Source organism: Nakamurella deserti (assembly GCF_003260015.1).
Lineage (GTDB): Bacteria > Actinomycetota > Actinomycetes > Mycobacteriales > Nakamurellaceae > Nakamurella > Nakamurella deserti.
Genome location: NZ_QCXS01000002.1, coordinates 2,621,041 through 2,647,566, shown reverse-complemented (window position 1 = coordinate 2,647,566; position 26,526 = coordinate 2,621,041). Strand labels below are relative to the sequence as shown.

Sequence of the window (26,526 nt, the reverse complement as noted above, 5' to 3'; positions counted from 1 at the left end):
TTTCGGGGTGATTCTGTCCGCTGAGCGGACACAATCACCCCGAAAGCTGACACGGGATACTGGAGTCCGCCCCGCCCCGGGGCGTACGACCGCGGGAGGTGCATCGTCGACGCCGAGATCATCGCCGGGCGCTACGCGCTGTGCGACCCGATCGGCGTCGGTGGCACCGGGACGGTGTGGCGTGCCTGGGACCGCGACCGGAGCCGCTTCTGCGCGGCGAAACTGCTGCGGCAGCGTGACGCCGGTGAGCTGCTGCGGTTCGCCCGGGAGCAGGCCGTCCGCCTGACGCATCCCCGGGTGGTCAGCCCCTACGCCTGGGCCGCCGACGACGGCATGGTGGTCATCGTCAGCGAACTGATCGACGGCGGCTCCCTGCAGACCCTCATCGGCGATTACGGGCCGCTGGCCGAGGGGACCGTGGTCGCCGTCCTGGACCAGGTGCTCGACGCGCTCGGGGCGGTGCACGCCGCCCAGCTCATCCACCGCGACGTCAAACCCGGCAACCTGCTGCTCCGGTCGGGGAACCGGCTCGAGGTGCTGCTCGCCGATTTCGGCCTGACCATCGGCGTCCGCGACGCCCGTCTCACCCAGGTCGGCACCGTGATCGGCACTCCCGGCTACCTGCCGCCCGAGGTCCTCGCCGGTGGGGTGCCGCCGGACGTCCGGCACGACCTGTACGCCGTGGGACGGCTCGGGTTGACCCTGCTGGCCGGGGGCGAGGTCGACGACGCCCGCCCGGTGCTGGCCGCGATCGCCGATCCGGTGCTGCGCTCGGCGCTCACCGCGTTGGTGGCGACCCGGCCGGCCGACCGCCCCGCCGCCACCGAGGCCGCGCGCGGGCTGCTGGCCGGGGCGCGGCGAGACGACGTGCCGCACACCCGGGACGGCGACCCGCTCACCGTGCTCGACCAGCTGCCACCGCTGCCGCCGGGCTGGTCCCCTGACGCCGGGCCCGACCGCGGCCCGGGTCGGGAGGTGCGGCCCGTCCGGGACCCGGGTCCTGACGTCCCGCCCGAGGGCGGTCCCGGTGGGGAGGTCCGGTCCGGTCGAGGCGCCGGCCAGGAGGTGCGGCCCGTCCGGGACCCGGGTCCTGACGTCCCGCCCGACGGCGGCCCGGGTCGGGAGGTGCGTCCCGACCAGGACCAGGGTCACCAGGTCCGGCCCGGACCGGACGCCGGTCGAGCGGCCGGATCTGGCCACGAAGGGCCGCGCAACCCGCGGACCAGGGTCGACGCCGCCGTCACCGACGTGGTGACCGCGAGAGCGGAGCCGGCTCAGCGCGTCCCGATCACGACCACCACCGCCGGATCGACCTCACCCCGCACCGTGGCGTCGCCGGCCCGCCCGCCGGTGAACCGCCGCTGGTGGGTTCTCAGCGGTGCCGCGGTCGCGGTGGGTGTTCTCGGGATGCTCGTCGCCGCCCTGAGCACCGGCTCCGCGGATCGCGACCCGACGGCGCCCGGCGACGACGGAACGCCCGCCTCGACCGCCCCGGTGGCGCCGGGGACCGTCGAAGCGGGCGATCCGTGCAGCTGGCAACAGGTGAACCCGACCGGCTCACCCGACGGGGTCGCCCTCACCTGCACCGTGGTGGACGGTTCCTACGTCTGGACGCCGGGGTGACCGTCAAGCGCTAGCGGGCCGGGGGCCACGGCTCACCAGTGCGACGGCGGCGGGGTGGACCGCCCACGACGTGCCCATCCCACCGCCAGGCCGACCAGACCGGCGGCCGCCACCGAGGCGAGCACGATCCACACCGCGGCCCCGGGGCCGGTGGTGTCGGTGGTCGCGCGGGCCACCGTGATGGCGGCGGTGGTGCCGGCCGAGGACGCGTCGGCGACGTCGGTTCCGGCGGAGGTGTCCGACCCGGACGTCGCCGTCCCGTCGTTCGAGGACGACGAAGACGAGGACGGGGAGGTGGCCGGGGACGACGTCGACGGGGACGACGAGGACGGGGTCGACGGGCCGGTCGCGCCGGTGCTGCGATCAGAGGTGGCCGCGCCGCCGCCGTCGGGCTGGTACACCGGACCGGGCTCGACGTCCCCGCTGACCTGCACCGTGATCAGGAACGGCACCGTTACGCGGTCCTCGTCCAGGCCGGCGTCGATGCGCAGGTAGTAGGAGCCGTCGAGCGCGTAGGCGCGGGCGAAGGTGCTGTCGCGGTTGGTGTAGCGGGCCGGGTAGCTCGACGACGCGCTGAACGGGTCGCCGGGCAGCGAATTGAACCAGACCTGGCCGGAATCGGTGCCCTCGGTGTCGACCTCCTGCCGCACCGGGTTGAAGACGTCGACCCAGGCGATGGAGTAGGACTGTGCATCCGCGGTGGCGGTGGGCGTCAGGGTGTAGGCGAACCGCTGGCCCCATTGCACGGGGAACTTGTAGTAGCGGCTCTCGCCGGTGGTCAACGTGTCCGCGTAGGTCGCGCCGCTGATGAGGTCGGCGGCGTCGTTGAAGCTGTGGCCGCCGGTGATCGGCGTCGGCGATCCGTGGTTGACCAGGGGCAGCGGCTCGCTCTCGTCCGCCGCGGCGGCCGGCACCCCGGAGGCGTCGGCGGGGGGTTCGGAGCGCACCACGATCTCCATCGCCAGCTCGCGGTCGGTCAGCAGGTTGCCGATCCGATCCACGCGCAGGATCTGGACACCGTCGGTGTTGCACCTGCTCCGGTAGTTGGGTCCGCCGACGGTCGGGCCGTTCAGCACCGTGGTGGCCGGTTGCAGGCGGTCGGCGGAGTTGACCACGGAGTCGCGTTCGTCGGCGCACACGGTGCCGTCGGCGGTCATCAGGCTCAGCTCGACCCCGAGCAGTTCGATGCCCATGTCCGCCCGGCTGACGTCGTCCGGGACGATCAGCGACGCGGAGATGTACGGCCGGAAGCCGGCCTGCACCGGCACGGTGTAGTACTTCGTGGTGCCGTTGCGGCCGGGCCCGGCGTCGCCGGCCTTGACCTCGCCGAGGGCGTAGCGGTCGACGTACTGACCGGGGGTCAGCAGTGGTGCGTCGAGGGTGGGCTGGTCGTCGCCGGTCACCGGGGTCCCCTCGGTGGTGTAGCCGGACAGGGCGTACCCGACCCGGACCTTCAGGGCCTGCTCGAGCTGGGCGGCGTCGGCCGCGTCGGCGAACGTGCCGCCGGTGGCGCCGGCGATGCAGCTCAGCTGCTGCCGGGCGGCGTCGTCGACCTTGAACCCGACGGTGTGCACGGTCAGGTCGACGCCCTGGGTGTCGAGTTCGGCGGCGACATCACAGGGCGTGGGCGGTGCGCAGGTGTCCTCCCCGTCGGAGACCAGCACGATCGACCGTGGCCCCTCCGCGGGCAGGGCGGCGGCCGCGGCCCGCAGCGACTCGCCGATGGGGGTGTACCCGGACGCCTGGACGGACGCGACCTGCGCGGTCATCGTCGCGGCGTCCAGCGGGCCCACCGGGGTGAGGGTGGTGATGTCCCGGCACCCGGCGGCCTTGTCGGTGTCGGCGGATCCGGTTCCGGTGCCGTAGACCATCAGTCCGACCTCGCTACCGGCGGGCAGGGTGTCGATGAGCGAGGTGACCGCGGCCTTGGCGGCGTCCATCCGGACGCCGGGGGCGTCGTCGGCCCTCATCGAGCCGGACGCGTCGAGCACGATCATCACCGGGGCGGTGGACTCGACGGGCGCGACCGCGGCGGCGGCACCGGTCTGGACCGCACCGGCGGCCAGGAGGCCCAGGGCGGCTGCCGCGGCGAAGAGCCGGCGGGCCGACGGGCGGGGAGAGAGGTGGTTCATCGAAACCTCCGGTATGTTTGCACCTGCAAAGCGAGACCAATGTTTGCACATGCAAATCACGAGCGCAACATCCGGTGCGACCCGACCGGATCGGAGGAGACCCGTGGACGCCGTCGAGGATGCCCGATCAGCGGCGTCGGCGCGCCAGACCGAGATCTACGGCGAGAGCTGGGCCGACCGGCTGCACCGGCTGATGGCGGCCTACCGCCTGTCGCAGGCCAGGCTGGCCGGCGTCATCGGGCTGAGCGCTCCGATGCTCAGCCAGCTCATCAGCGGCCAACGCGTGAAGATCAGCAATCCGGCCGTCTACGGCCGCATCGTCGCCCTCGAGGAGGCGTGCGCGGACCCGGGATTCGCGCGCCGGGACGCGGCGGAGATCGACGCGTTGCTCGCCCGGACCGCCGCGTCCCAGCCCGTCCTCAGCACCCGCGTCACCGCGGCGGGTCCGCCTGCGGGCGACGGCATCGCCGACGCGCTCGCGGCTCTCGCCCCGACGGCCGCCCTGGCGGCGGCAGCGGACGCGGTGCGGGCGACCGCGCCGGCGCTGGCCGCCGTGCTGGACGCGGCCTCGGTCCGAGCCGGGCGACCGCGCAGCTGACCGGTGCGCCCGGCGGCCGTCGTCCGGGGGCCGGGTGGCATCCGATCGGTCGCTGCCGTTGGACACGTCGATACCCGCTGGACACGTCGGCAGCCGTGGGGCCGTGGAGCCGGTGATGCCGTGGTGGGGGGATGACGGCAATGCCCCTGATGCCGTGATGCCCTGATGCCCTGATGCCGTTGCCGGTCGCGGTTCGGGGCTGCCGAGCGGTCAGGTGGTCGGGCCCTGCGCCCGGCGGCTGCGCGCATAGCCGTAGCCGGCGCCGGCGATCAGGACGACGAGGGCGATGCCGGCGAACCACCACCAGCCGGAGATGCCGGGGTCCGACTCCGGCACCACGGCGGCGGCTGTGGAACCCGGGCCGGTGGCGGCCGAGGGCGCGAGCTCTGCCGTGGTCCCGGGGGCGGCCGCCGAACTCTCCGTCGTGGTGCTCGCGACGGTGGTGCCCGGTGCCGTGGACGCGGGGGTCGCGGACGCGGTCGCGGCGGGGGTGTCGGTCGGGGAGGCGCTGGTCAGGGCCGGCTCGCCCGGAGTGGAGGCCTGCGGGGTCGCCGGCGGGGTGGCGTCGGCCGGGCCGGCGACGGTGAAGGTGAGGTCTCCGGTGAAGGTGTCGCCGTCGGTCGCGACGAGTCGGTAGCCGATCTCCCACTCCGCCGGGTAGGTCGCGGCGGTGGGCAGGGTCACCCCGGTCAGGTCCGCGGAGACCGTGTCGTCGACGACGGTGGCGGGGACGTCGACGGGGTCGGCGCCGGCCACCGTGAGCGTCAGGGTCGGGCCCGCCGGGTCGGGCGCAGCGACAGGATCGGCGAAGACGAGCCGCAACACCGCCGGCGGCCCCTCGACGGTGCTGCCGTCGGCAGGGTCGCTGGAGGACAGATCGGTGTGCGCCCAGGCGGCCGGGGCCACTCCGATACCGAGCACCACCGTCAGAGCGGTGAGCAGGATGGCGGTGCCGGCCCGAAGGGAGCGGGCGGTCGGGAAGCGGGTCATCGTCGTCCTCGGGGATGTCGGGTGCGGTGACGGTTCCGGGAGCGGGGGCGGTGTGGGCTCCGAGCCCGTGCCGGAAATTCTCCCTCTCCCCGGATGCCCGCGCCGCCCGCCGGGAGCACACTGGGGACATGACCCACGACACCACCGGTGAGAACCAGCTGGACCAGTTCGGCCTCGGACCCGAGGACGAGGCGCACGACGACGCGGGGAAGCCGCGCAAGGGTGAGCCGGCCGTTGAGGGCGAGGACTCGAGCGTCAACACCTTCGGCATGGGGCCGGAGGACAAGGAGCGCCACCACTCCTGAGGCGCACCTGGACGGCGTGTCCGGGGGAGTGATGCAGCCAGGGTCCGCCGACGTCGTCGGACGATCGGCAGTCGACATCCCGGTCCGGCGCCCGGACCGGTGACGTTCCGCGGAGCCGGCGTGACACCCGACCCGTCGGCTGCCCGGTCCCGTCGGCCGCCCGGTCCGGTAAGCCACCTGACCCTCTCGGTCACCGGGCTCATCGGTCAACGGACCTCCGGCACGCCACTGATCCCACGGGTACGTGATCCCGTCGGTCAGCCGCTCCCGTCAGCCGACCACCGGCGGACCTCCGGCACGTCACTGATCCCACGAGTTCTTGATCCCGTCGGTCAGCCGCTCCCGTCGGCCGACCACCGGCGGACCTCGTCATGTGCCCGGTCACGGTCAGGGCTGGCGCCGGCGGCGTCGGGACGGCCAGGGCGTCACCGATCGCGTTCTCGCGATGGCCCCGACGTCGTCCATCTCGCGCGGTGGTACGCAGGCAGCGTCAGCGTGACGGCGACCACCGCGCCGCTGACCCGCCCAGCCCGACGGTCGGTGACGACAGTCCGTCGGGCGCCACCGGTGACGGAGTCGACGGCAGGCCACGCGGGGTGTCGACGGCGACGCCGAGGTTGACGCTGCCGTGGTAGGTGATCTCCTTCATGTCGTCGGACAGCGACGAGTTGATCACCGGGTACAGCGTGGTGTCAGACTGGCCGTCACGGCGGACCGGCGGACCCGCCCGGGATCGCCCGCCGCGCGACGAGGGGGTCGTATGTCGTTGTGGATCTGCCTGACCTGCGGAGCCGAGCACCCCGACACCCGGCGGCCGCCGGACGTGTGCGCGATCTGCGCCGACGACCGGCAGTGGATACCTCCCGAGGGTCAGCGCTGGAGTACCGCGTCGGACCTCGAGGTGGGCCGGACCTTCACCGTCGAGGAGATCGAGCCGGACCTGTTCGCCGTGACGGTCACGCCCGAGGTGGCGATCGGCCAGCGCTCGCTCGTCCTCCGGACCCCGCACGGCAACATCCTGTGGGAGCCCTCGGCCTACATCAGCGCCGATCTCGTGGTCGCCGTCGAGGCGCTGGGCCGCGTCGTCGCGGTGGCCGCGAGCCATCCGCACCTGGCCGGGGCGGCCGTGTCCTGGAGCCACATGCTCAGCGCCCGGCAGCAGCACGAGGTGCCGATCCTGTGGAACGCCCACGACCGGCGGTGGGTGCAGCGGCCGGACCCGGCCTACGTCTTCTGGACCGACCGGCACGAGCCGGTGCCAGGCGTGACCCTGCTGCGGGCCGGCGGGCACTTCCCGGGGTCCTGCGTGCTGCACTGGCCGGCCGGAGCCGGCGGGCGCGGTGTGCTGCTGGTCGGGGACACGCTCATGGTGGGTCCGAGCGGGCACACCGTGTCGTTCATGCGCAGCTACCCGAACCAGCTGCCGCTGTCCGAGCGACTGGTCAGGCAGATCGTGGCGACGCTGGAACCGCTGGCGTACGACCGCATCCACGGGGCCTTCCCCGGTCGGGCGATCGTCAGCGACGCCCCGGCGGTCGTCCGCTCGTCCGCCGAGCGTTACATCGGCTGGCTCACCGACACGATCCGCGACCCCGACGAGGAGCTTCCGGCGAATACTCAGCACGCTGGGTAATTCCTCAGCATGCTGGGTATCAGTCGGTCATGAACAGCGACCGCACCCGTCAGATCACCGTCACCGCCAGCGAGATCGTCTGCGTCTTCGGCACCCTGCTCGGCGTGGGGGTGTTCGGCGGCACCCAGGTCGACCGGGCCGCCGGCGGCGCCCTGTCCGCCGACGCCACCCTGATCGCACCGGGCACCCAGGCCTTCTCGATCTGGTCGGTGATCTACGCCGGGCTCGCCGCCTACACGGTGTGGCAGTGGTTGCCCGGGCAGGCGACCGCCGAGCGGCACCGCCGGATCGGCTACCTCGCGGCGGCCTCCATGTTGCTCAACGCCGGCTGGCTGCTCGTCGTCCAGGCGGGTTGGCTGTGGGTGAGCGTGCTGGTGATCCTCGCGCTGGTCCTCGTCCTCGGCGTGATCATCTCCCGGCTGGCCGCCGCGCCGTCGCGGTCGGTGGTGGACACGGTCATCACCGACGGGACCTTCGGCCTGTACGTCGGCTGGGTCAGCGTCGCGACCGCGGCCAACGTCACGGCCACCCTGCAGGACGCCGGTCTCGACCCGTCCGAGGGTGTCGCCGAAGCGCTGACCGTGGCCGTGCTGGCCGTCGCCGCCGGCATCGGCGTGCTGCTGTCCCGGGTCAGCCGCGGCAACCTCGGTATCGGTGCCGCCATGGTCTGGGGCATCAGCTGGATCGCCATCGCCCGGGCGACGGCCGCTCCCGAGTCGACCGTGGTCGCCGTCGGAGCCGTGGTCGCGGCCGTCGTCGTCGCCGTGGCGTTCGTGGCGGCCCGGGTGCAGGCGACCTCGGGCAGGCGCGCACTCACGCGCGTCTGAGCCGACGGCTCAGGCCAGAGTGACCCAGCCGCCGGTCGCCACGGACTCGACGATCGCGTCGAGGGTGATCGCGCTGCGGACGGCGTCGGCGACGGTGGCGCCGACCGGGGCGCCGGAGTCGATGGAGGCCAGGAAGTTGCGCAGTTCGACGACCTTGAGGTCGTCGTAGCCCATCGGATTGGACGCACCGGGCTGGAAGGCGCCGAAGTCCCCGTGGCCCGGGCCGACGAAGACGGTGCTGATGTTCTGGTCGGCGTAGCTGCCGCCGAGACCGACGCCGAGCTCGCCCATCCGCCGGTAGTCCCAGGTGAGCACCCCCTTGGTGCCGTGGATCTCGAAGCCGTAGTTGTTCTGCTCGCCGACGGCGACCCGGCTCGCCTCCAGTGACACCCGGGCCCCCGAGCCCATCCGGATGAGACCGCTCATCCAGTCCTCGTTCTCGACCGGTCCGAGCTCGCCGCCGGTGGCCCGCTGGTGACCACTGGTGGCGCCGGTCGGGCGGGACCGCTGCGGCAGGAAGACGGTGGTGTCGGCGACGACGGACTCGAGATCGCCGAGCAGGAACCAGGTGAGATCGACGCCGTGCGAGACGAGGTCGCCGAGCACGCCGTTGCCGCCGCGGGCCCGCTCGAAGCGCCAGCTCAGCGCTCCGTCCGGGTGGGCGGCGTAATCGGACAGGAAGCGGAAGCGGGCGTGGGTGACGTCGCCGAGCTCACCGGCGTCGATGAGCTGCTTGGCGTACTGGACGGCGGGCGCGTTGCGGTAGTTGAAGCCGACGGCGCTCTGGACGCCGCCCTTGGTCACTGCCGCCTGGACGGCGCGCGCGTCGTCGGCGGAGAGTCCGACCGGCTTCTCGATCCAGATGTGCTTGCCGGCCTCGGCCAGCGTCACGCCGATCTCCCGGTGCAGGAAATTGGGGGCGGTGACGCTGACCGCCTGCACGTCCGGGTTCGTCGCGAGGTCCCGCCAGTCGGTGGTGGCGCCGGCGAAGCCGTACTGCGCCGCTGCCTGCTCGGCCCGCCCGGGCACTTCGTCAGCCACCGCGACCAGCTCCGGGACGGGGGTGACGTCGGGGAAGTGGTGCCGGACCCGGGCGTAGGCCTGCGTGTGCACGCGGCCCATCCATCCGAACCCGGCCACGGCCACTCCGAGGGACGGGCGGGACGACGGCTGCGACATGATTGCTCCTCGGCGGTGGCTGGTCTATGGTTGGACAGAGTTGGACCGGTCCAACAAGCCCAGGATGACGCACCGGCGTCACCGGTGTCAACCGTTGAGCGGAGGTGGCGTCGATGGTCGGAGAACCGTCCCGTCCGCCGACCATCCGCGACGTGGCCGCCGCCGCCGGGGTCTCCAAATCGCTGGTGTCCCTGGTCCTGCAGAACTCCGACAAAGTGGGCCCGGCCAAGCGGGCCGCCGTCGAGCGCGCCATCGCCGAGCTCGGGTACCGACCCAACGCCACCGCCCGCCACCTCAGCCAGCGCCGGACCTCCACGGTCGGTGTCCTCCTCAACGATCTCCGCAACCCCTGGTACGTCGACTGTCTCGAAGGCCTCGCGGCGACGTTGGGGGAGCGCGGCTACCGGATGTACCTCGGCGATTCCCGGTTGGACAGCCGCACCGACGACCTGCTGACGCAGGGTTTCCTGGACTTCCCGGTCGACGGTCTGGTGCTGGTCGGCACCATGCCGCTGACCGCCCGGTTGCAGGAGGCGACCCGGCTGGTGCCGACGGTGGTCGCCGCCAGTCGCGACGTCGACCTGCCGGGAGTGGACGTCATCGCCGGTGACGACAGCGCCGGCGCCACCCTCGCCGTCGACCACCTGGTGGCGCTCGGCCACCGCCGTATCGCCCACATCGCCGGTAATGCGGGACGTTTCGCCGAGCTCCGGCGCGACAGCTACGTGGCGGCGATGGCACGCCACGGTCTGGACCCCCGGATCGAGACCTCGGACGCGACCGAGGAGGGCGGCTACCGCGCAGCGGTGCGGCTGCTCTCCCCGTCCGGCGACCGGCCGACAGCGGTCTTCGCCGTCAACGACGTCGCCTGCATCGGGGCCATCTCCGCGGCGGACGAGCTCGGTCTGGATCTGCCCCGCGACCTGTCGGTGGTCGGGTTCGACAACACCCATCTCGCGCAGCTGCGGCACCTGTGGCTGACCAGCGTCGACATCGCCGGGCACGCCCTGGGCCGCCGCGCCGGGGAGGCGCTGCTGCGGCGGATCGACCGGCCGGACACGCCCGCGACCGCGGCGCTGATGCCGGCCACCCTGCACGTCCGCGGATCATCGGTACGACCCGGCTGACCCCGGTGCGAGGGTGCCTGCCGGACGACGGGTGTCGACCTCCGCGGCGCACCGTAGGGGTGTGGGTGGCCCGCGACCGCGGCGCCGATTCCGGCCACCCTGCACGTCCGCGGATCATCGGTACGACCCGGCTGACCCCGGTGCGAGGGTGCCTGCCGGACGACGGGTGTCGACCTCCGCGGCGCACCGTAGGGGTGCGGATGGGTGTCAGCCCACCAGCAGGTCCACCGCGTCGGGCGCCAGGACGTGGTCGATGGCCATCACGCTGGCGCCGATGACGCCGGCGTCCGGGCCGGTGACCGAACCGACGATGCGCAGGTGCTGCGTCGCCAGCGGCAACGAGCGCTGGTAGACGATCTCGCGGATGCCGGCCAGCAGGTGCTCCCCGGCCCCGGCCATGATGCCGCCGATGGCGATGACCGACGGGTTGAGCAGACTCACGCACGTGGTGAGCACCGCCCCGATGCGCCGCCCGGCCTGCCGGACGGCCAGGCTCGCCCGCAGGTCGCCGGCCCGAACCAGCGCGACGACGTCCGCTCCGCTGTGCACGCCGACCCCCTCGGCCGCGAGGGCGTCGGCGACGGCCTGACCGCTGGCGATGGCCTCCAGACAGCCGGTGTTGCCGCACCGGCACAGCACGTCGCCGCCGTCGGGCACCGCCACGTGGCCGAGGTCGCCGGCCGCACCCTGCGCGCCGCGGCGGAGCCGGCCGTCGGCGATGATGCCGGCCCCGATCCCGGTCGCCAGCTTGACGAACAGCAGGTCCGACACGTCCTTCCATGCGGTGCGGTGTTCACCGAGAGCCATGATGTTGACGTCGTTGTCGACCAGCACCGCGGACCCGAACCGGTCGGCGAGGATGCCCCGGACGTCGGCGTCGTCCCACCCCGGCATGATCGGCGGGTTGGTCGGCCGTCCGGTCGCGTGCTCGACGGGCCCGGGGAGGCCGACGCCGATGCTCAGCAGGTCACCGACCTCACGACCGGCCTCGGCGAGCAGCCGCTGGCCCTGCGCGACGACCCAGGCCAGCACGTGGTCGGGGCCTTCCGCGATCAGCAGCGGGGCCTGGTGGGCGGCGAGCACCCGGGACGCCAGGTCGGTCAGCGCCAGCCGCGCGTGCGTGGCCCCCAGGTCGACCGCCAGCACCACCCGGCTCGACGGGTTGAACGCGAACGTCGCGGGCGGCCGGCCGCCGGTGGAACCGGCACCGCCGGCCGGGGCGACCAGCCCGGAGTCGAGCAGCAGGTCGATGCGACCACCGATGGTCGACCGGGCCATACCGGTCATCGCGATCAGGTCCGCGCGGGTCCGGGGCGCGCCGTCCCGCAGGAGCTGGAACAGCTCGCCGGTGCCGCTGCTGCGGAAGACCGGCCGTACCTCCGGCTCGCCGGTCAGTTGCATCGCCACAAAATACCGCCCGTCCCTGTCCCGGTCGACCGGCCGACACCCACCGTCGCGGCGTCCCCGGCGTGATCGACGGCCCGACGTCCCGCACCGTCGCGAGGCTTCGTGTCGCCAGGCAGGCAACATTAGCCGAAAAGTTGCGGACTTTTGCTTGACACTCATCAAAAGGGGTGAAACATTGCTCGCATGGTCACCGCAGACCCCCCGACGCCGTTGCTCAGCCTCCGGGGCATCGTGAAGCACTTCCCCGGGGCGAAGGCCCTGGACGGCGTGGATCTCGATGTCGTTCCCGGCGAAGTCCACTGCCTCCTCGGCCAGAACGGAGCCGGGAAGTCCACTCTCATCAAGGTTCTCGCCGGCGCCCACCAACCCGATGCCGGCACCGTCGAGATCGGCGGCACCGCCGTCGTCATCCCGAACCCGGTCGCGGCGCTGAAGCTGGGCATCGCCACCATGTACCAGGAGCTCGACGTCGTCGACGGCCTCAGCGTCGCCGAGAACGTCTTCCTGGGTCACGAACTCGCCGTCGCCGGCTTCTCGCAGCGGCGGGAGGCCACCCGACGCACCCGGGACATCCTCGCCCGGCTCGGGCATCCGGAGATCTCCCCGCACCGCGAGGTGGGCCGGCTGTCGGCCGCCGGCAAGCAGATCGTCTCGATGGCCCGGGCCCTCTCGCACGACGCCCGGGTGATCGTGATGGACGAGCCGTCGGCCGTGCTCGACTCCGAGGAGGTCACCAACCTCTTCCATCTCGTCCGAGAGGTCACCGGCGCCGGTATCGCCGTCATCTACATCTCCCACCGGCTCGAGGAGATCCGCGAGATCGGCGACCGCATCACCGTTCTCAAGGACGGCCGGACGGTGGCCCGCAACCTCGCGGTGTCCGAGACGCCCACTGCCGACCTCATCCGGTTGATGACCGGCCGCACCGTGGACAACGTCTTCCCGGTGGGTCCCGGTGTCCCCGACGACGCCGAGGTCGTCCTGGACGTCGACGGCCTGGCGCTCGCCGGTATTTTCTCCGACGTCTCCCTCCAGGTCCGGGCGGGCGAGATCGTCGGTCTGGCCGGTCTCGTCGGCTCCGGGCGGTCCGAGATCCTGGAGACCATCTACGGCGCGCGCAAGGCCTCGGCGGGCACCGTCACGGTCGGCGGCCGCCGGCTGCGCCGCGGCTCGGTGAGCGCCGCCGTCGACGCGGGGATCGGGCTCGCCCCCGAGGAGCGCAAGAGTCAGGCGCTGCTGCTCGACGAGCCGGTGTTCCGCAACATCACCCTGTCCAGCTTCGGCCGGTTCGCCCGCTTCGGCATGCTGGGGGAGAAGCAGGAGCGGTCCACCGCCCTGCAGCAGTCCGAGGCCCTGCACCTGCGTCCCGCGGGGGTGACCCGGGCCGTCCGGACACTGTCCGGCGGCAACCAGCAGAAGGCCGTGCTCGCCCGCTGGCTGGTGCACGGCTGCCGCGTGCTGATGCTCGACGAACCCACCCGCGGTGTCGACGTCGGTGCCCGCGCCGAGATCTACGCCCTGATCCGCACACTGGCCGACGACGGCGCCGCCGTCGTCGTGGTCTCCAGTGAGATCCCCGAGGTGCTCGGTCTGTCCGACCGGGTGCTGGTCATCTCCGACGGGCGGGTCGTCCACCAGGGCGCCGCCGCCTCGATCGACGAGCACCGCGTGCTCGACCTCGTCATGGAAGGAAGCGTCGCGTGAGCGAGCAGAAGGTCTCGGTGGCGAAAGCCACCGCCGCAGGCGGGGATTCGTCGCCCGCCAAGCCGGACCGGTCCGGCGGCGGGCTGCTCAGTGGGTCGGTCGGCCGCAACCTGGGTCTGGTCGTCGCACTGGTGCTGCTGTGCATCGTCGGGGTCATCACCGGCGGCGAGCGGTTCGCCAGTATCGACAACATCCTCACCGTGCTGCGGTTGGCGTCGGTGATCGGGGTGCTGGCCGTCGGGATGACGTTCGTGATCACCGCCGGTGGGATCGACCTGTCCGTCGGGTCGGTACTGGGGCTGGCCACCATCTGGGCCTCGACCCTGGCCACCCAGACGATGGCCGGTGACGTCCACTGGATCGTGATGGTGGGCAGCGCGCTGGCCGTCGGCATCGTCGCCGGCCTCATCAACGGGGTGATCATCGCCTACGGCAACGTGGTCGCCTTCATCGCGACGCTGGCCATGATGGTCGCCGCCCGCGGCGTCGCCGAGATCATCTCCAACCGGCAGACCCAGGTGGTCACCGTACGGCCGTTCCTGGAGGCGTTCCGCGGCAACATCATCGGCGTCCCGAAGCTGGTCTGGATCTTCGCCCTCGTCGCCGTCGCGGGCTGGTTCCTGCTGAACCGCACCACGTTCGGCCGTCGCACGGTCGCCGTCGGTGGCAACCCCGAGGCCGCCCGGTTGGCCGGTATCAAAGTCAAGCGGCACACCATGTACCTGTACGGCCTGGCCGGGCTCACCGCCGGTATCGCCGCCGTGATGATGCTCGTCCGCACCACGTCCGGCAGCTCCACCCACGGTCAGCTGTACGAGCTGGACGCCATCGCCGCGGTGGTCGTCGGCGGCACCCTGCTCGTCGGGGGTCGCGGCACCATCGTCGGGACCGTCTTCGGGGTGCTGATCTTCACCCTGCTGACGAACCTGTTCACCATCAACAACATGTCGATCTCGGCGCAGTCCGTGGCCAAGGGCGCCATCATCGTCATCGCCGTGCTGCTCCAGCAGCGCTTCGTCGTCCGGGCGCACCCCCGCAAATAGCGCCGCCGCCGTCCCCGCCCTGTCGGCCTGCGTCACCTCGCAGGTCCTGTTCGTCGCGTCCAGATCCGTTCCGTCACCGCACGTTCCGTCCTGAGGAGAAGTCGATGTCCGTACGTCGTGCCCGTCGCCGCGTCACCACCCCCATCGTGGTCGCCGCCGCCCTGACCGGCCTGGTTCTGGCCGGTTGCACGTCCAACACCGCGGCCGAGGAGTCCACCACCTCCGCGCCGGCGGCGACCTCGTCCAGTGCCCCCGCCGGCACCGGCACCGGCACCGGTTCCGCACCGGCCGGCACCGCTGGGGGGTCCGCCGGTGCCCCCGCCACCGGCGAGAAGGTGGTCATCGGCTTCTCCGCGCCGGCCGCCGACCACGGCTGGATGGGTGCCATCACCAAGGCGGCGGTTGCCGAGGCCGCCACCTACCCCGACGTGGAGCTGCGGCAGGCCGAGGCCACCAACGACGTCAACCTGCAGATCAGCCAGATCGAGACGTTCATCAACGACGGCGTGGACGCCATCGTGCTGCTGCCGTTCGACGGGGCGGCCCTCACCGAGGTGGCGACCCGCGCCATGGACGCCGGCATCCCGATCATCAACGTCGACCGGGAGTTCACCAGCCCGTTCGCCGCCCGCACCACCGTGCTCGGCGACAACTACGGCATGGGCGTCAGCGCCGGCACCTACATCTGCAGCCAGCTCGGTGACAACCCCGATGCCGTCATCGCCGAGGTCGCCGGCATCGACTCGCTGCCGCTGACCCAGGACCGCAGCAAGGGCTTCGCCGACGCGCTCGGCGACTGCGGTCTGTCGGTCTCCAACCGGGTCGCCGCCGACTTCACCGTCCAGGGCGGCGAGACCGCGACGTCGAACCTGCTGCAGGCCGCGCCGAAGATCGACGCCCTGTGGAACCACGACGACGACCAGGGTGTCGGCGTGCTCGCCGCCATCGAGAACGCGGGCCGCAGCGAGATGCTCATGGTCGGCGGGGCCGGCTCGAAGAACATGATGGACCTCATCAAGGCCGGTGACTCCGTGGTCAAGGCCACCGTCGTGTACCCCTCCACCCAGGCTGCGGACGGCGTCTCGCTGGCCCGCCTGATCGTCCAGAACGCCAACCTCGGTGACCTGCAGTCCTCCGGTGTGCCCCGCACGATTCAGCTGTTCGCGCCGGTCGTCACCGCCGACAACGTCGACCAGTACCTGCCGACCGCCTTCGAGTCCTGATCCGGCCAGGCCCGGCGGGACCTCCTCCCGCCGGGCCCGTGCCCGCACGCCACCGGAAAGGACCCAGCATGACTAGCACCCCGCCCGCACCCCTCGGTGTCGGCATGATCGGCTACGCCTTCATGGGGGCGGCACACTCCCAGGCCTGGCGGACCGCCCCCCGCTTCTTCGACCTCCCCGTGGACCCCCGGATGCGGGTCCTGGTGGGGCGCGACCGCTCCGCGGTGACCGCGGCGGCGACGCAGCTGGGCTGGGACGGGGTGGAGACGGACTGGCGCGCACTGCTCAGCCGGGACGACGTCGACCTCGTCGACATCTGCTCGCCCGGCGACACGCACGCCGAGATCGCCATCGCCGCGCTGGAGGCCGGCAAGCACGTGCTGTGCGAGAAGCCGCTGGCCAACACGGTCGAGGAGGCCGAGCGGATGACCGCGGCCGCCGCCGCGGCCGCCGCTCGGTTCGGCACGGTCGCCATGGTGGGCTTCACCTACCGGCGGGTACCGGCCATCCAGCTGGCGCGGACGCTGGTCGAGCAGGGGCGACTCGGCACGATCCGTCACATCCGGGCCCAGTACCTCCAGGACTGGCTGTCCGACCCCGAGTCGCCGTTCACCTGGCGGCTGGACAAGTCCCGTGCCGGCTCCGGTGCACTCGGCGACATCGGCGCCCACATCGTCGATCTCACGCAGTTCATCACCGGACAGCGGATCACCTCGGTGACCGGGCGCCTCACCACCTTCGTCGACGAGCGGCCCGTGCCCGGGACCACCACCCGCGGCCAGGTCACCGTCGACGACGCCGCCGCGTTCCTGGCCACCTTCGACGGTGGCCCGCTCGGCGTCTTCGAGGCCAGCCGCTTCGCTCTCGGCCGCAAGAACGCCATTCGGCTGGAGATCAACGGCTCCCTCGGATCACTGGCCTTCGACTTCGAGGACATGAACGTCCTGCACTTCCACGACGGCGCCGACGATCCCGCGACCGCCGGGTTCCGCCGCATCGTCGTCACGGAGCCGGTCCACGCCTACGTGGGCCACTGGTGGCCGCCCGGACACGGTCTCGGCTACGAACACCCGTTCACCCACCAGGTGGTGGACCTGTTGACCGGGATCGCCGACGGCGTGCCGCCCGCTCCCGGCTTCGCCGACGGACTGCAGGTGCAGCGGGTGCTCGACGCCGTCGAGCGCAGCTCCGCGGGTGACTCGTGGGTCACCGTCTGACCCGTCAGGGCACCGCCGATCCGACCTCCGGCCCACGCGTCCACGACGACGGGGCCACGCGCACACGAGGAGCACCATGACCCGACCCATCACCCTGTTCACCGGCCAGTGGGCCGACCTGCCGCTGGAGGAGGTGGCCCGGCTGGCCGCCGGCTGGGGTTACGACGGTCTCGAGATCGCCTGCTGGGGAGACCATCTCGATCCCTACCGGTGGGACGACGCCGAGTACGTCCGAGGCCGGCTCGAGCTGCTGGAGCGGCACGGGTTGACGTTGCACGCCATCTCCAACCACCTCAAGGGTCAGGCCGTGTGCGACGACCCGATCGACGAGCGGCACCGCAACATCGTGTCCGACCGGGTGTGGGGCGACGGCGATCCCGAGGGCGTCCGGCAGCGGGCCGCCGAGGAGATGAAGGCGACCGCGCGGCTCGCGGCGGCGCTCGGCGTCGACACCGTCATCGGCTTCACCGGCTCGGCCATCTGGAAGTACGTGGCGATGTTCCCGCCGGTGTCCCAGGACGCGATCGACGCGGGCTACCGGGACTTCGCCGACCGGTGGAACCCCATCCTGGACGTCTTCGCCGAGGTCGGCGTGCGCTTCGCCCACGAGGTGCACCCCAGCGAGATCGCCTACGACTACTGGACCACCGTGCGCACCCTGGAGGCGATCGGACACCGGCCCGAGTTCGGCCTGAACTGGGACCCGAGCCACATGGTCTGGCAGGACATCGATCCGGTGGCGTTCCTGTGGGACTTCAAGGACCGGATCTACCACGTGGACTGCAAGGACACCCGCAAGCGGATGGGCAACGGCCGCAACGGCCGGTTGGGGTCGCACCTGGCCTGGGCCGACCCGCGGCGCGGGTGGGACTTCATCTCCACCGGCCACGGTGACGTGCCGTGGGAGGACGCGTTCCGGATGCTCAACGCCATCGGCTACGCCGGCCCCATCTCGGTCGAGTGGGAGGACGCCGGGATGGACCGGCTGCTCGGCGCCCCGGAGGCGCTGGAGTTCGTCCGCTCGCTGGCGTTCGAGGCTCCCGACAGCGCCTTCGACGCGGCCTTCGCCACCCGGGACTGACCCGGCGGCGCCTCCCCGGGCGCGGCGACCGCCGTCCCTGGGGCGCCGCCGCGCCGGGCACCGGTCACCGCAGCCAGCTGATGAGCTCCCCGTCGTCGGCCCGGTCCCAGGCGTCGGCGAAGTCGTCGACCGCGGACAGCACGTTGGAGTCGGCGACCGCGTGCAGCCGTCCGTAGAGGAAGCCGGCCCGCCCGGAGGTGCGCACGTCGGCGGCCAGCGCGACCAGGAACTCGCCGACCAGCAGCGCGTTGCGGTGCTCACCGAGCACCTCCTGGATCTCCTCCACGGCGGCGGCGAACACGATGGGCGCGTCGCCGAGCGCGGTGCCGGCGAGTTCGGCGGCGTAGCGCACCGACTTGGCCGCCCGCCGCACCCGCTCCAGCGCCCGCACGTCCTCCGGGTCGGCGAGCGCCACATCGGCCAGCTTGCGGACCCGGCTCCAGGCGGCGGCGATCATCGCCGGCAGCAGCCGGCCCGCCTGACCCTGCTGGGAGGCGTCCAGCGGCGGATCGGCCAGGAACGCGTCCAGCCGCTGGAGCAGCCGCACGGCCTGCGGGCGGGACAGCCAGTGCTCGACCTGCTCCCAGGCCGCGGCGTTGCGGTCGGCCAGAGCCCGGCGCAGCAGCACCTCGGCCGGCTGTGCGAACTCGGCCGGCTCCTCGCTGATCTCGGTGGTGAGCCGGGTCAGGAGCACGTCGTTGTCGCGCACCGGCTGCAGCACCTTGTCCATCGCGCGCAGCCCCTTGAGGAGGCGGTCGACCTGGTCCGGGTCGAACAGCGCGCGGAACACCGTCAGGGAACTGCGCAGCCGCCGTGCCGCAGCGCGGCTGGCGTGCAGCGACTCCGGTGCGCCGAGGCGCAGCCCCACGTCGGCGACGACCAGCGCGTCGCGGTGCCGGGCCAGTCCCCGCAGCACCACGTCCTGGGCGCGGCTGCGACGGGTGGGGGTCGGGCCACCCGGGACCGAGCGCGCGGGCGCCCGGCCGCCCGCGGCCAGCGCGGACGACAGCTTGGACGGCGACTTCGCCGTCCGCGCGCCCGCTTTGGTCAGCCGGGCGGCGGCCAACCGGACGGTGTCCTCGTCCCCGCTGAGCAGCTCGACCTCCAGCTCCCGCCAGGCCGTGGGGCCACCGGCGCCGCGCGCCACGCCGACCTCACCGAGGACCTCGGTCTCGACGGCGTCGTCGGCGAGCTCCACCAGGCCGGTGCCGTCGGCGTCCAGCAGCTCGACGACCGTCCGCCGCGTACGGATGGAGGCGACCGGCACCACGGGACGCCCGCGGGTGACGCCGCGGATGAGGTCGGCCAGCTCGTCGGGGAGCTCGTCGCCCAGTGGGAACGCCAGTTCCGTGCGGTTGCTGCTGCCGACCCAGGACGACCCGGGCCCGGTCCCCGGCAGCTTCAGGTGCCAGCCCTGGTCCTTGCCGCCGACCCGGCGGCGCAGGGTGATCCGCGACTGCAGGAGGTCGAGCTCGGCGGTGTCGTGGTAGGTGGCGTCGAGTTCGTGCACGACCGGTGCGGAGACCGCGGCGACCCCCCGGACGGAGCGGAGGTCGGGCATCGAGAAGTCGCTGCCCGCCTCGAGCTTGACCTCGATCTCCTGGTGACGGGACATGCCGGAAGCGGTCATCGGTTCTTGCTACAGCGTCCGCACGGCAAACAGCAAGCGCTCCCCGGGCGCGGCGGTGTCGGCAGGACGACACCGCCGGACACGCCGTCCGCGCGGGTACTCCGGTCCCCGTCGGGGCATAGAACTCTGGCCTTCGGAACATGAGTCGAGTACACTCAACTTAACGCCCGATCGACACTCAGGTCGGGCTCCACGAACCACCGCACACCTGACCGAGAGGCTCATGAACACCGACCTGCTCACCACCCGCAGCCGCGAGGTCCTCGCGGACGCCATCACGACCGCCACGACGGCCGGCAACGCCACCGTCGAGCCCGCGCACCTGCTCGCGTCGCTGCTCACGGTGCAGGGCTCCACCGCCCCCGAGCTCCTCCGGAGCCTCGGGGCCGATCCGGCCGCGATCGCCGCCCAGGTCAAGACCGCACTCGACCGCTTCCCCCGGGCGTCGGGCAGCACCGTCGCGAAACCGCAGCTCGCCCAGGCCACCGCCAACGTGCTCACCGCCGCCGAGCAGATCATGCGCACCACCGGCGACGAGTACCTGTCGACCGAGCACCTGCTGGCGGCGCTGGCCCGCCGCACCACCGACACCGCCGCCGTGCTCAATGCCGCCGGGGTCACCGAGGACGGCGTCATCGCCGCCTTCCCGTCCGTCCGTGGTGGCGACCGGAAGGTCACCTCGCCCGACCCGGAGGGCAGCTACCAGGCGCTGGCCAAGTACGGCATCGACCTCACCGAGCGGGCCCGCGACGGCAAGATCGACCCGGTCATCGGCCGCGACGCCGAGATCCGCCGTGTCGTCCAGGTGCTGTCGCGGCGCACCAAGAACAACCCGGTGCTGATCGGCGAGCCCGGCGTCGGAAAGACCGCCGTCGTCGAGGGACTTGCCCAGCGCATCGTCGCCGGCGACGTGCCGGAGTCGTTGCGGGGCAAGCGGTTGATCTCGCTGGACCTCGGCGCGATGATCGCCGGCGCGAAGTACCGCGGTGAGTTCGAGGAGCGGCTCAAGGCCGTGCTCGAGGAGATCACCGGATCCAACGGTCAGGTGGTCACGTTCATCGACGAGCTGCACACCGTCGTCGGTGCCGGCGCGACCGGCGAGGGCGCGATGGACGCCGGCAACATGCTCAAGCCGATGCTCGCCCGTGGTGAGCTGCGGATGGTCGGCGCCACCACGCTGGACGAGTACCGCAGCCACATCGAGAAGGACCCGGCGCTGGAGCGCCGCTTCCAGCAGGTGTTCGTGGGGGAGCCGTCGGTGGAGGACACCATCGGCATCCTGCGCGGGCTCAAGGAGCGCTACGAGGCGCACCACGGCGTCCGGATCTCCGACGCGGCGGTCGTCGCCGCGGCCACCCTCTCCGATCGCTACATCACCGCCCGGTTCCTGCCCGACAAGGCCATCGACCTCATCGACGAGGCGGCGTCGCGGCTGCGGATGGAGATCGACTCCCGGCCCGTGGAGATCGACGAGCTGCAGCGCGCCGTCGACCGGCTGACGATGGAGGAGCTGGCGCTGGAGAAGGAGTCGGATCCGTCGTCGGTGGAACGGCTCGAGCGGCTCCGCCGTGACCTCGCCGACCGTAACGAGGCCCTGGGTGAGCTCAACGCGCGCTGGGAGCGGGAGAAGACCGGCCTGAACCGGGTGGGGGAGCTGAAGAAGAAGGTCGACGAGGCCCGGATCGCCGCCGAGAAGGCCCAGCGCGAGGGTGATCTCGCCCAGGCGTCCGAGCTGCTATACGGACGGATCCCGGTGCTGGAGCGCGAGCTGGCCGAGGCGTCGCAGAGCGAGCCGGCCCCCGCCGAGGGTGCCCCGATGATCAGCGAGGAGGTGGGTGCCGACGACATCGCCACCGTCATCTCGGCCTGGACGGGTATCCCGGCCGGCCGGTTGCTCGAGGGCGAGACCGCCAAGCTGCTCCGGATGGAGGACGAGCTGGGCCGGCGCGTGGTCGGGCAGAAGGCCGCCGTCCGTGCCGTTTCCGATGCGGTCCGTCGCGCCCGGGCCGGGATCTCCGACCCCGACCGGCCGACCGGCTCGTTCCTGTTCCTCGGCCCGACCGGCGTCGGCAAGACCGAGCTGGCCAAGGCGCTGGCGGACTTCCTCTTCGACGATCCGCGGGCGATGGTCCGCATCGACATGAGCGAGTACGCCGAGAAGCACTCGGTGGCACGGCTCGTCGGCGCCCCGCCCGGCTACGTCGGATACGACCAGGGCGGCCAGCTCACCGAGGCGGTCCGGCGCCGGCCCTACACGGTGGTGCTGCTCGACGAGGTCGAGAAGGCGCACCCGGACGTGTTCGACGTCCTGCTGCAGGTGCTCGACGACGGCCGCCTCACCGACGGGCAGGGCCGCACCGTCGACTTCCGCAACACCATCCTGATCCTGACCTCGAACCTGGGATCGGCGGCGTTGATCGACCCGGCGCTGTCGGACTCCCAGAAGCACGACGCCGTCATGGACGTGGTGCGCCGTTCGTTCAAGCCGGAGTTCCTCAACCGGCTCGACGACGTGGTCTTCTTCGACGCGTTGACCATCGACGACCTGGTCGCGATCGTCGACATCCAGGTCGCCTCGCTCGCCCGGCGGCTCGCCGGCCGCCGGCTCACGCTGGACGTGCGTCGTCCCGCGCTGGAATGGCTCGGCATGAACGGCTTCGACCTGCTCTACGGGGCCCGGCCGTTGCGCCGGCTGGTGCAGTCGTCCATCGGCGACCAGCTGGCCCGGGAACTGCTCGGCGGCGGGATCCGGGACGGCGACACCGTGGTGGTGGACGTGGCCGACAGCGGCGACGGGCTCGTCGTCCGCGCCGGGAAGAGCCTCACGGTCTGACCGGCCCCGGTCCGGCGGTCCGGGTCCGCCCGCGCCCGGTGGTGATCCCGCCGGTGCCGGGCCGCCGGGAGACCGCCGGCCGGACCATGGTCGTCTCCGCGGTGGCGATCAGCGCCCAGAACCCGGCGGCGTCGCGCACCGGGCCGACGGCCTCACCGGTGGCCACCGCCACCTCGGCGGGGAAGGTCTGCAGGGTCCGGGCGATCCGGCCGGGCAGCGCCGGGTCCAGCGGTTCGGGTCCGGCCACCACGAACCGGTCGCCGCCGGTCCGGCCGACGACCGGATCCGGCGGTGCCGTCCCGCCGGTCCGGTCGGCGGGCAGCGTGGTGGCCACCGCGGTGGTCAGCGCCCGGGCGACGTGCACCAGCACCTCGTCGCCGAAGACGTGGCCGTAGGTGTCGTTGAGCGACTTGAACCCCACCACGTCGAACGTCAGGATCCGCACGTCGCCGCCCGTGGTGCCGCGGATGACGTGGTGCTCCAGCCCGGTGCGGTTGAGCACCCCGGTCAGCGGATCGATCGAGGCGAGTCGACGGAGCCGGGTGTTCGCCCGCTCCCGCCGCTGCCGCAGCCAGAACAACACCCCGGGGGCGGCGCACAGCACCGCCGCCTGACTCAACGTCCGGTGCATCCATTCCGCGTCGACGGTGTCGGCGGTGCTGGTCGCGGCGATGCCGACCCCGACGAAGACCAGCAGGATCTGACCACCCAGCCAGGGCAGGGGCATGGCGTGCGCGGAGACCAGGACGGGCACCGTCAGCACGCTGATGATCATCAGCCGGTGCTCCAGGTCACCGGTGGCGAGCACCGCGCTGAGCGTGCTCACCTCGATCACCACGCAGATGACCCCGACCAGCAGCGGCGGCGCCAGCTGACGCCGTCCGACGGCGACGGCACCGAGCACGGCCATCGCGACCAGCCCGGCGGCGAACACCGTCGACCAGTCGGACCCGCGGTCCACGGCCACCGGGATGAGCAGGGCGCAGAGGCCGATGGCGGCGAAGACCAGGCAGTAGGCGCCGAACAGCCGGCCGTCGCCGGCGTCGTCGCCGACCGCGTCCGGGCAGCCGGTCTCGTCCGGGCCGCCGGTGGGCAGCGCCGGACCGACAGGCCGGGGACCCCAGTGCGGCGGCACCGGCCGGGTGCCGGTCCGGTCCGCCTCACCGTCCCCGCGCGCGCCGGGCGGCGTGTCGGGCCCACCGCCGGCGCCGGGCTCGGCGCGGGCGATCCGATCGCGGCCCTCCTGCTTGGCGCGGTACATCGCGGCGTCGGTCAGGTGCACCAGTCGCCACATGGCGTCGATGTCGGTGCAGCTGCGGGGGTCGGCGTCGGCGATGCCCATGCTCACCGTCAGTCCGGGATGCAGCGACGACCGGGCGAGCGCCTCCCGCAACGCCACCGCGGTGGTCCCGGCCGGCCGGGGCACGACCACGACCAGCTCCTCACCGCCGATCCGGGCGACGATGCCCTCCGCCACCTCGGGCAGCTCGGACACCAGGGCGCACAGGTCGCGCAGCACCGCGTCCCCGTACGCGTGGCCGTGGACGGCGTTGAGCCGGCTGAAGTGGTCGATGTCGATCATCACGATGCCGATCGGCACGTCGCTGTCCACGCATTCCCGCCGGACCTGCGGGAACCCGGCGACGAAGCCCCGGCGGTTGAGCAGCCCGGTGAGCTCGTCCCGCCGGGAGCGGCGCAGCCACTGCCGGAACCGCACGTCCAGGGCGGTCCGGTCCTGGCGCGCCAGGCTCGCGCACACGACGATCAGGAAGGTGCAGCCGACGCAGGTCAGCAGTCCCTCCTCGACGCCGGGGGCCCGGATCACCATCACGGCGATGCCGACGAGGCACCCGGCGACCAGCTGGGCCACGTACAGCCGGCGGTTCAGGGTCGCCGCGGAGATGAGCACCGGGATCAGCAGCAGCGAGGTCCACTGACGGACGGGGGAGTCGTCCTTCAGCGACGTGGCCAAGGTCAGCGGCATCAGGTCGAGGACGACGAGCGCACAGACGACGTAGCGGGTGTTCTGCAGTCGGTGGGTCAGGAACGGCCCGAGTCCGCAGCTGAGAGCGACCACCACCGTGAGCATCAGACCGGCCTGGTGCATGCCGGGACGCACGTTCTCCACCACGAACAGCGGCAGCACGCAGGCCAGCACCACGATCAGGATGCTGCCGCCCAGCAGCAGCGCGATGTGCGGGTGCTGCGGCGACGGATCGGCCTGCCAGCCGGCGAGGTCGTCGTCGGCGTCCTCGTCGAATCCCATGTCGGTGGTCGCAGCGCCGGAGGTCGTCACCCGCCACCTCCCCACCTCGGATCATTCGACAGCGACCCGGACGGCCCGCCGGCTGTCGTGATCCGTCGGCGCCCGTCGGCAGCGCGCCGCGGACCCGACGACCGGCCCGGTCCGACCAGCGTAGTCGTGGCGAGCATCCCCACTCACCTGTCGGTGAATCGCCACCCACGATCGGACGCCAGCCGTACGTGCCCGCGACGCCTGCCGGCCATCGGGTCGCCGCCGCCCGGACACCGTCCCGCGCGCTCCCTCGGTACGGTCGGGCGATGACCCCGCTCCCGGCGCCGGATGGTGCAGGCCCGCCCACCGCGTTGATCACCGGCGCGACGGCCGGTATCGGTGCCGGTTACGCCCGCGCTCTCGCCGCCCGCGGCGACCGGCTGGTCCTCGTCGCCCGGGACGGCGCGCGGCTCGCGGCCGCCGCAGCGGACCTGCGAGCTGCCGGGGCGCCCGACGTCGAGGTCCTGGTGGCCGATCTCACGACCCCCGAGGGCAGGGACCGGGTCCGGCAGCGACTCGGTGACCCCCGCCGTCCGGTGGCGACGCTGGTCAACAACGCCGGAATGGGGCTGGGGCGGCCGTTCTCCGCGGTGTCACCCGCGGAGCTGGAGCGCCAGCTCGCGTTGAACGTCACCGCGGTCCTCGCCCTCACGCACGCCGCACTGCCGGGGATGACCGCCCGCCGGGAGGGGACGGTCGTCAACGTGGCGTCGGTGGCCGGGCTCTTCCCGAACCCCGGAGCGAGCTACGCCGCGTCCAAGGCCTGGGTGGTGGCGTTCACCGAGGGGCTGGCGATGACGCTGCGCGGCACCGGCGTGCGGGTGCAGGCGCTGTGCCCGGGCCTGGTGCACACCGAGTTCCACGACCGCGCCGGGATCGCCCTCGGCCGGGTCCCCGCGGTGGCCTACTCGGAGGTCGACACGGTCGTCGCCGGATCGCTGGCCGATCTGCGGCGGGGCCGGCTGATCTGCGTGCCGGGGCCGCTGTACAAGACCCTCGTCGGCGTCACCCGGGTACTGCCGCGACCGCTCGTGCGGGTCCTCAGCCGGACCGTCTACGGGGCGCGGGAGTGACCGCCGGCCTGTGACAGGCTGTCCTGATGAGTGTTCCCACCGAAGCCCCCGCGGTCGATCCCACCGCCAAGCAGCGCCTCGCGGCGCTCGTCGCCGAGCTGGCCGTCGTGCACGGAAGGGTCGTCCTGTCGTCCGGACGGGAGGCCGACTACTACGTCGACCTGCGTCGGATCAGCCTGCACCACGAGGCGTCGCCGCTGGTCGGACGACTGCTGCGGCAGCTCACCGCCGACTGGGACTTCGCCGCGGCCGGCGGCCTGACGCTCGGCGCCGACCCGGTCGCCACGGCCATGCTGCACGCCGACGGCCGGCCCCTGGACGCCTTCGTGGTGCGCAAGTCGGCCAAGGGCCACGGCATGCAACGCCAGGTGGAGGGCCCCGACGTACGGGGCCGCCGGGTGCTCGTCGTCGAGGACACCACCACGACCGGCGGTTCGCCGATGACCGCGGTCACCGCCGTCCGCGAGGCCGGGGCCGAGGTGATCGGCGTGGCGACCATCCTCGACCGTGGCGGTGAGGCGGCCGGCGTGTTCGAAGCGGCCGGTATCGCCTACCGCAGCGTCCTGAGCCGGGCCGACATCGGCCTCGGCGACCGGCCTCAGTGA

Annotated in this window: 21 protein-coding genes; 14 read left to right on the top strand and 7 right to left on the bottom strand. The window is 72.7% G+C overall.

Annotated elements, in window-relative coordinates; genetic code table 11:
- The first annotated feature begins 33 nt into the window (after positions 1 to 33).
- Positions 34 to 1,623, top strand: coding sequence for a serine/threonine-protein kinase (locus DB033_RS20955; RefSeq protein WP_338066270.1), 1,590 nt, complete (start codon positions 34 to 36; stop codon positions 1,621 to 1,623).
- A gap of 32 nt (positions 1,624 to 1,655) precedes the next feature.
- Here DB033_RS20955 and DB033_RS12085 read toward each other — a convergent pair whose 3' ends face one another.
- Positions 1,656 to 3,755 (bottom strand): vWA domain-containing protein, encoded by a 2,100-nt coding sequence (locus tag DB033_RS12085; protein WP_111766895.1) that lies wholly within the window; start codon positions 3,753 to 3,755, stop codon positions 1,656 to 1,658.
- Between the two features lie 103 nt (positions 3,756 to 3,858).
- Here DB033_RS12085 and DB033_RS12080 point away from each other — a divergent pair, with 103 nt between their 5' ends.
- Positions 3,859 to 4,353 carry a DNA-binding protein gene (locus DB033_RS12080; RefSeq protein WP_111766894.1) on the top strand — a complete coding sequence of 165 codons (495 nt, stop codon included), beginning with the start codon at positions 3,859 to 3,861 and terminating at the stop codon, positions 4,351 to 4,353.
- A 210-nt stretch (positions 4,354 to 4,563) separates the two neighbouring features.
- Here the strand turns inward: DB033_RS12080 and DB033_RS12075 are convergent, their stop codons facing one another.
- Positions 4,564 to 5,343, bottom strand: a complete 780-nt coding sequence (locus DB033_RS12075; protein ID WP_111766893.1) for a copper resistance CopC family protein — start codon at positions 5,341 to 5,343, stop codon at positions 4,564 to 4,566.
- 128 nt (positions 5,344 to 5,471) lie between these two features.
- Here DB033_RS12075 and DB033_RS20705 point away from each other — a divergent pair, with 128 nt between their 5' ends.
- Positions 5,472 to 5,648 carry a hypothetical protein gene (locus DB033_RS20705; RefSeq protein WP_157970648.1) on the top strand — a complete coding sequence of 59 codons (177 nt, stop codon included), beginning with the start codon at positions 5,472 to 5,474 and terminating at the stop codon, positions 5,646 to 5,648.
- A gap of 490 nt (positions 5,649 to 6,138) precedes the next feature.
- On the opposite strand, the gene DB033_RS21445 is transcribed toward DB033_RS20705, so the two are convergent.
- On the bottom strand, positions 6,139 to 6,324 hold the full coding sequence (locus DB033_RS21445; protein ID WP_240615849.1) for a 2-oxo acid dehydrogenase subunit E2: 186 nt from the start codon (positions 6,322 to 6,324) through the stop codon (positions 6,139 to 6,141).
- 84 nt (positions 6,325 to 6,408) lie between these two features.
- On the opposite strand from DB033_RS21445, the gene DB033_RS21440 reads away from it, so the two are divergent.
- Entirely contained in the window at positions 6,409 to 7,281 is an 873-nt protein-coding gene (locus DB033_RS21440) for an MBL fold metallo-hydrolase (protein ID WP_111766892.1), read from the top strand.
- A gap of 29 nt (positions 7,282 to 7,310) precedes the next feature.
- Complete coding sequence (locus DB033_RS12060) at positions 7,311 to 8,108, top strand: tryptophan-rich sensory protein (RefSeq protein WP_111766891.1); 798 nt, start codon at positions 7,311 to 7,313, stop codon at positions 8,106 to 8,108.
- Between the two features lie 9 nt (positions 8,109 to 8,117).
- Here the strand turns inward: DB033_RS12060 and DB033_RS12055 are convergent, their stop codons facing one another.
- Positions 8,118 to 9,287: a Gfo/Idh/MocA family protein gene (locus DB033_RS12055; protein WP_111766890.1), complete on the bottom strand. Its 1,170-nt coding sequence runs from the start codon at positions 9,285 to 9,287 to the stop codon at positions 8,118 to 8,120.
- A gap of 113 nt (positions 9,288 to 9,400) precedes the next feature.
- Between DB033_RS12055 and DB033_RS12050 the strand changes: the two genes are divergently transcribed.
- Positions 9,401 to 10,414 carry a LacI family DNA-binding transcriptional regulator gene (locus DB033_RS12050; protein WP_111766889.1) on the top strand — a complete coding sequence of 338 codons (1,014 nt, stop codon included), beginning with the start codon at positions 9,401 to 9,403 and terminating at the stop codon, positions 10,412 to 10,414.
- Between the two features lie 207 nt (positions 10,415 to 10,621).
- Here the strand turns inward: DB033_RS12050 and DB033_RS12045 are convergent, their stop codons facing one another.
- The gene (locus DB033_RS12045; RefSeq protein ID WP_111766888.1) at positions 10,622 to 11,815 is read right to left on the bottom strand and encodes an ROK family transcriptional regulator; all 1,194 of its coding nucleotides are present in this window, start codon (positions 11,813 to 11,815) and stop codon (positions 10,622 to 10,624) included.
- 189 nt (positions 11,816 to 12,004) lie between these two features.
- Between DB033_RS12045 and DB033_RS12040 the strand changes: the two genes are divergently transcribed.
- The 5 genes from DB033_RS12040 to DB033_RS12020 all read left to right on the top strand — a co-directional run bounded on the left by DB033_RS12040 (position 12,005) and on the right by DB033_RS12020 (position 18,089).
- Positions 12,005 to 13,525: a sugar ABC transporter ATP-binding protein gene (locus DB033_RS12040; protein WP_111766887.1), complete on the top strand. Its 1,521-nt coding sequence runs from the start codon at positions 12,005 to 12,007 to the stop codon at positions 13,523 to 13,525.
- Positions 13,522 to 14,568, top strand: a complete 1,047-nt coding sequence (locus tag DB033_RS12035; RefSeq protein ID WP_111766886.1) for an ABC transporter permease — start codon at positions 13,522 to 13,524, stop codon at positions 14,566 to 14,568. The genes DB033_RS12040 and DB033_RS12035 overlap by 4 nt, the downstream gene beginning before the upstream one ends.
- A 104-nt stretch (positions 14,569 to 14,672) precedes the next feature.
- Positions 14,673 to 15,791, top strand: coding sequence for a substrate-binding domain-containing protein (locus DB033_RS12030; RefSeq protein WP_111766885.1), 1,119 nt, complete (start codon positions 14,673 to 14,675; stop codon positions 15,789 to 15,791).
- 68 nt (positions 15,792 to 15,859) lie between these two features.
- The gene (locus DB033_RS12025; protein ID WP_111766884.1) at positions 15,860 to 17,008 is read left to right on the top strand and encodes a Gfo/Idh/MocA family protein; all 1,149 of its coding nucleotides are present in this window, start codon (positions 15,860 to 15,862) and stop codon (positions 17,006 to 17,008) included.
- Positions 17,009 to 17,084: 76 nt separating this feature from the next.
- Entirely contained in the window at positions 17,085 to 18,089 is a 1,005-nt protein-coding gene (locus DB033_RS12020) for a sugar phosphate isomerase/epimerase family protein (RefSeq protein ID WP_111766883.1), read from the top strand.
- A 64-nt stretch (positions 18,090 to 18,153) separates the two neighbouring features.
- Here the strand turns inward: DB033_RS12020 and DB033_RS12015 are convergent, their stop codons facing one another.
- Positions 18,154 to 19,719 (bottom strand): CYTH and CHAD domain-containing protein, encoded by a 1,566-nt coding sequence (locus DB033_RS12015; protein WP_111766882.1) that lies wholly within the window; start codon positions 19,717 to 19,719, stop codon positions 18,154 to 18,156.
- Positions 19,720 to 19,942: 223 nt separating this feature from the next.
- On the opposite strand from DB033_RS12015, the gene clpB reads away from it, so the two are divergent.
- On the top strand, positions 19,943 to 22,552 hold the full coding sequence (clpB, locus tag DB033_RS12010; protein WP_111766881.1) for an ATP-dependent chaperone ClpB: 2,610 nt from the start codon (positions 19,943 to 19,945) through the stop codon (positions 22,550 to 22,552).
- Here clpB and DB033_RS12005 read toward each other — a convergent pair.
- Positions 22,542 to 24,848 (bottom strand): GGDEF domain-containing protein, encoded by a 2,307-nt coding sequence (locus DB033_RS12005; RefSeq protein ID WP_111766880.1) that lies wholly within the window; start codon positions 24,846 to 24,848, stop codon positions 22,542 to 22,544. The two genes, clpB and DB033_RS12005, sit on opposite strands and share 11 nt — an antisense overlap.
- Positions 24,849 to 25,114: 266 nt before the next feature.
- On the opposite strand from DB033_RS12005, the gene DB033_RS12000 reads away from it, so the two are divergent.
- Both DB033_RS12000 and pyrE read left to right on the top strand, forming a co-directional pair.
- Positions 25,115 to 25,921 (top strand): SDR family NAD(P)-dependent oxidoreductase, encoded by an 807-nt coding sequence (locus tag DB033_RS12000; protein WP_111766879.1) that lies wholly within the window; start codon positions 25,115 to 25,117, stop codon positions 25,919 to 25,921.
- Between the two features lie 26 nt (positions 25,922 to 25,947).
- Positions 25,948 to 26,526: an orotate phosphoribosyltransferase gene (gene pyrE / locus DB033_RS11995; RefSeq protein WP_111766878.1), complete on the top strand. Its 579-nt coding sequence runs from the start codon at positions 25,948 to 25,950 to the stop codon at positions 26,524 to 26,526.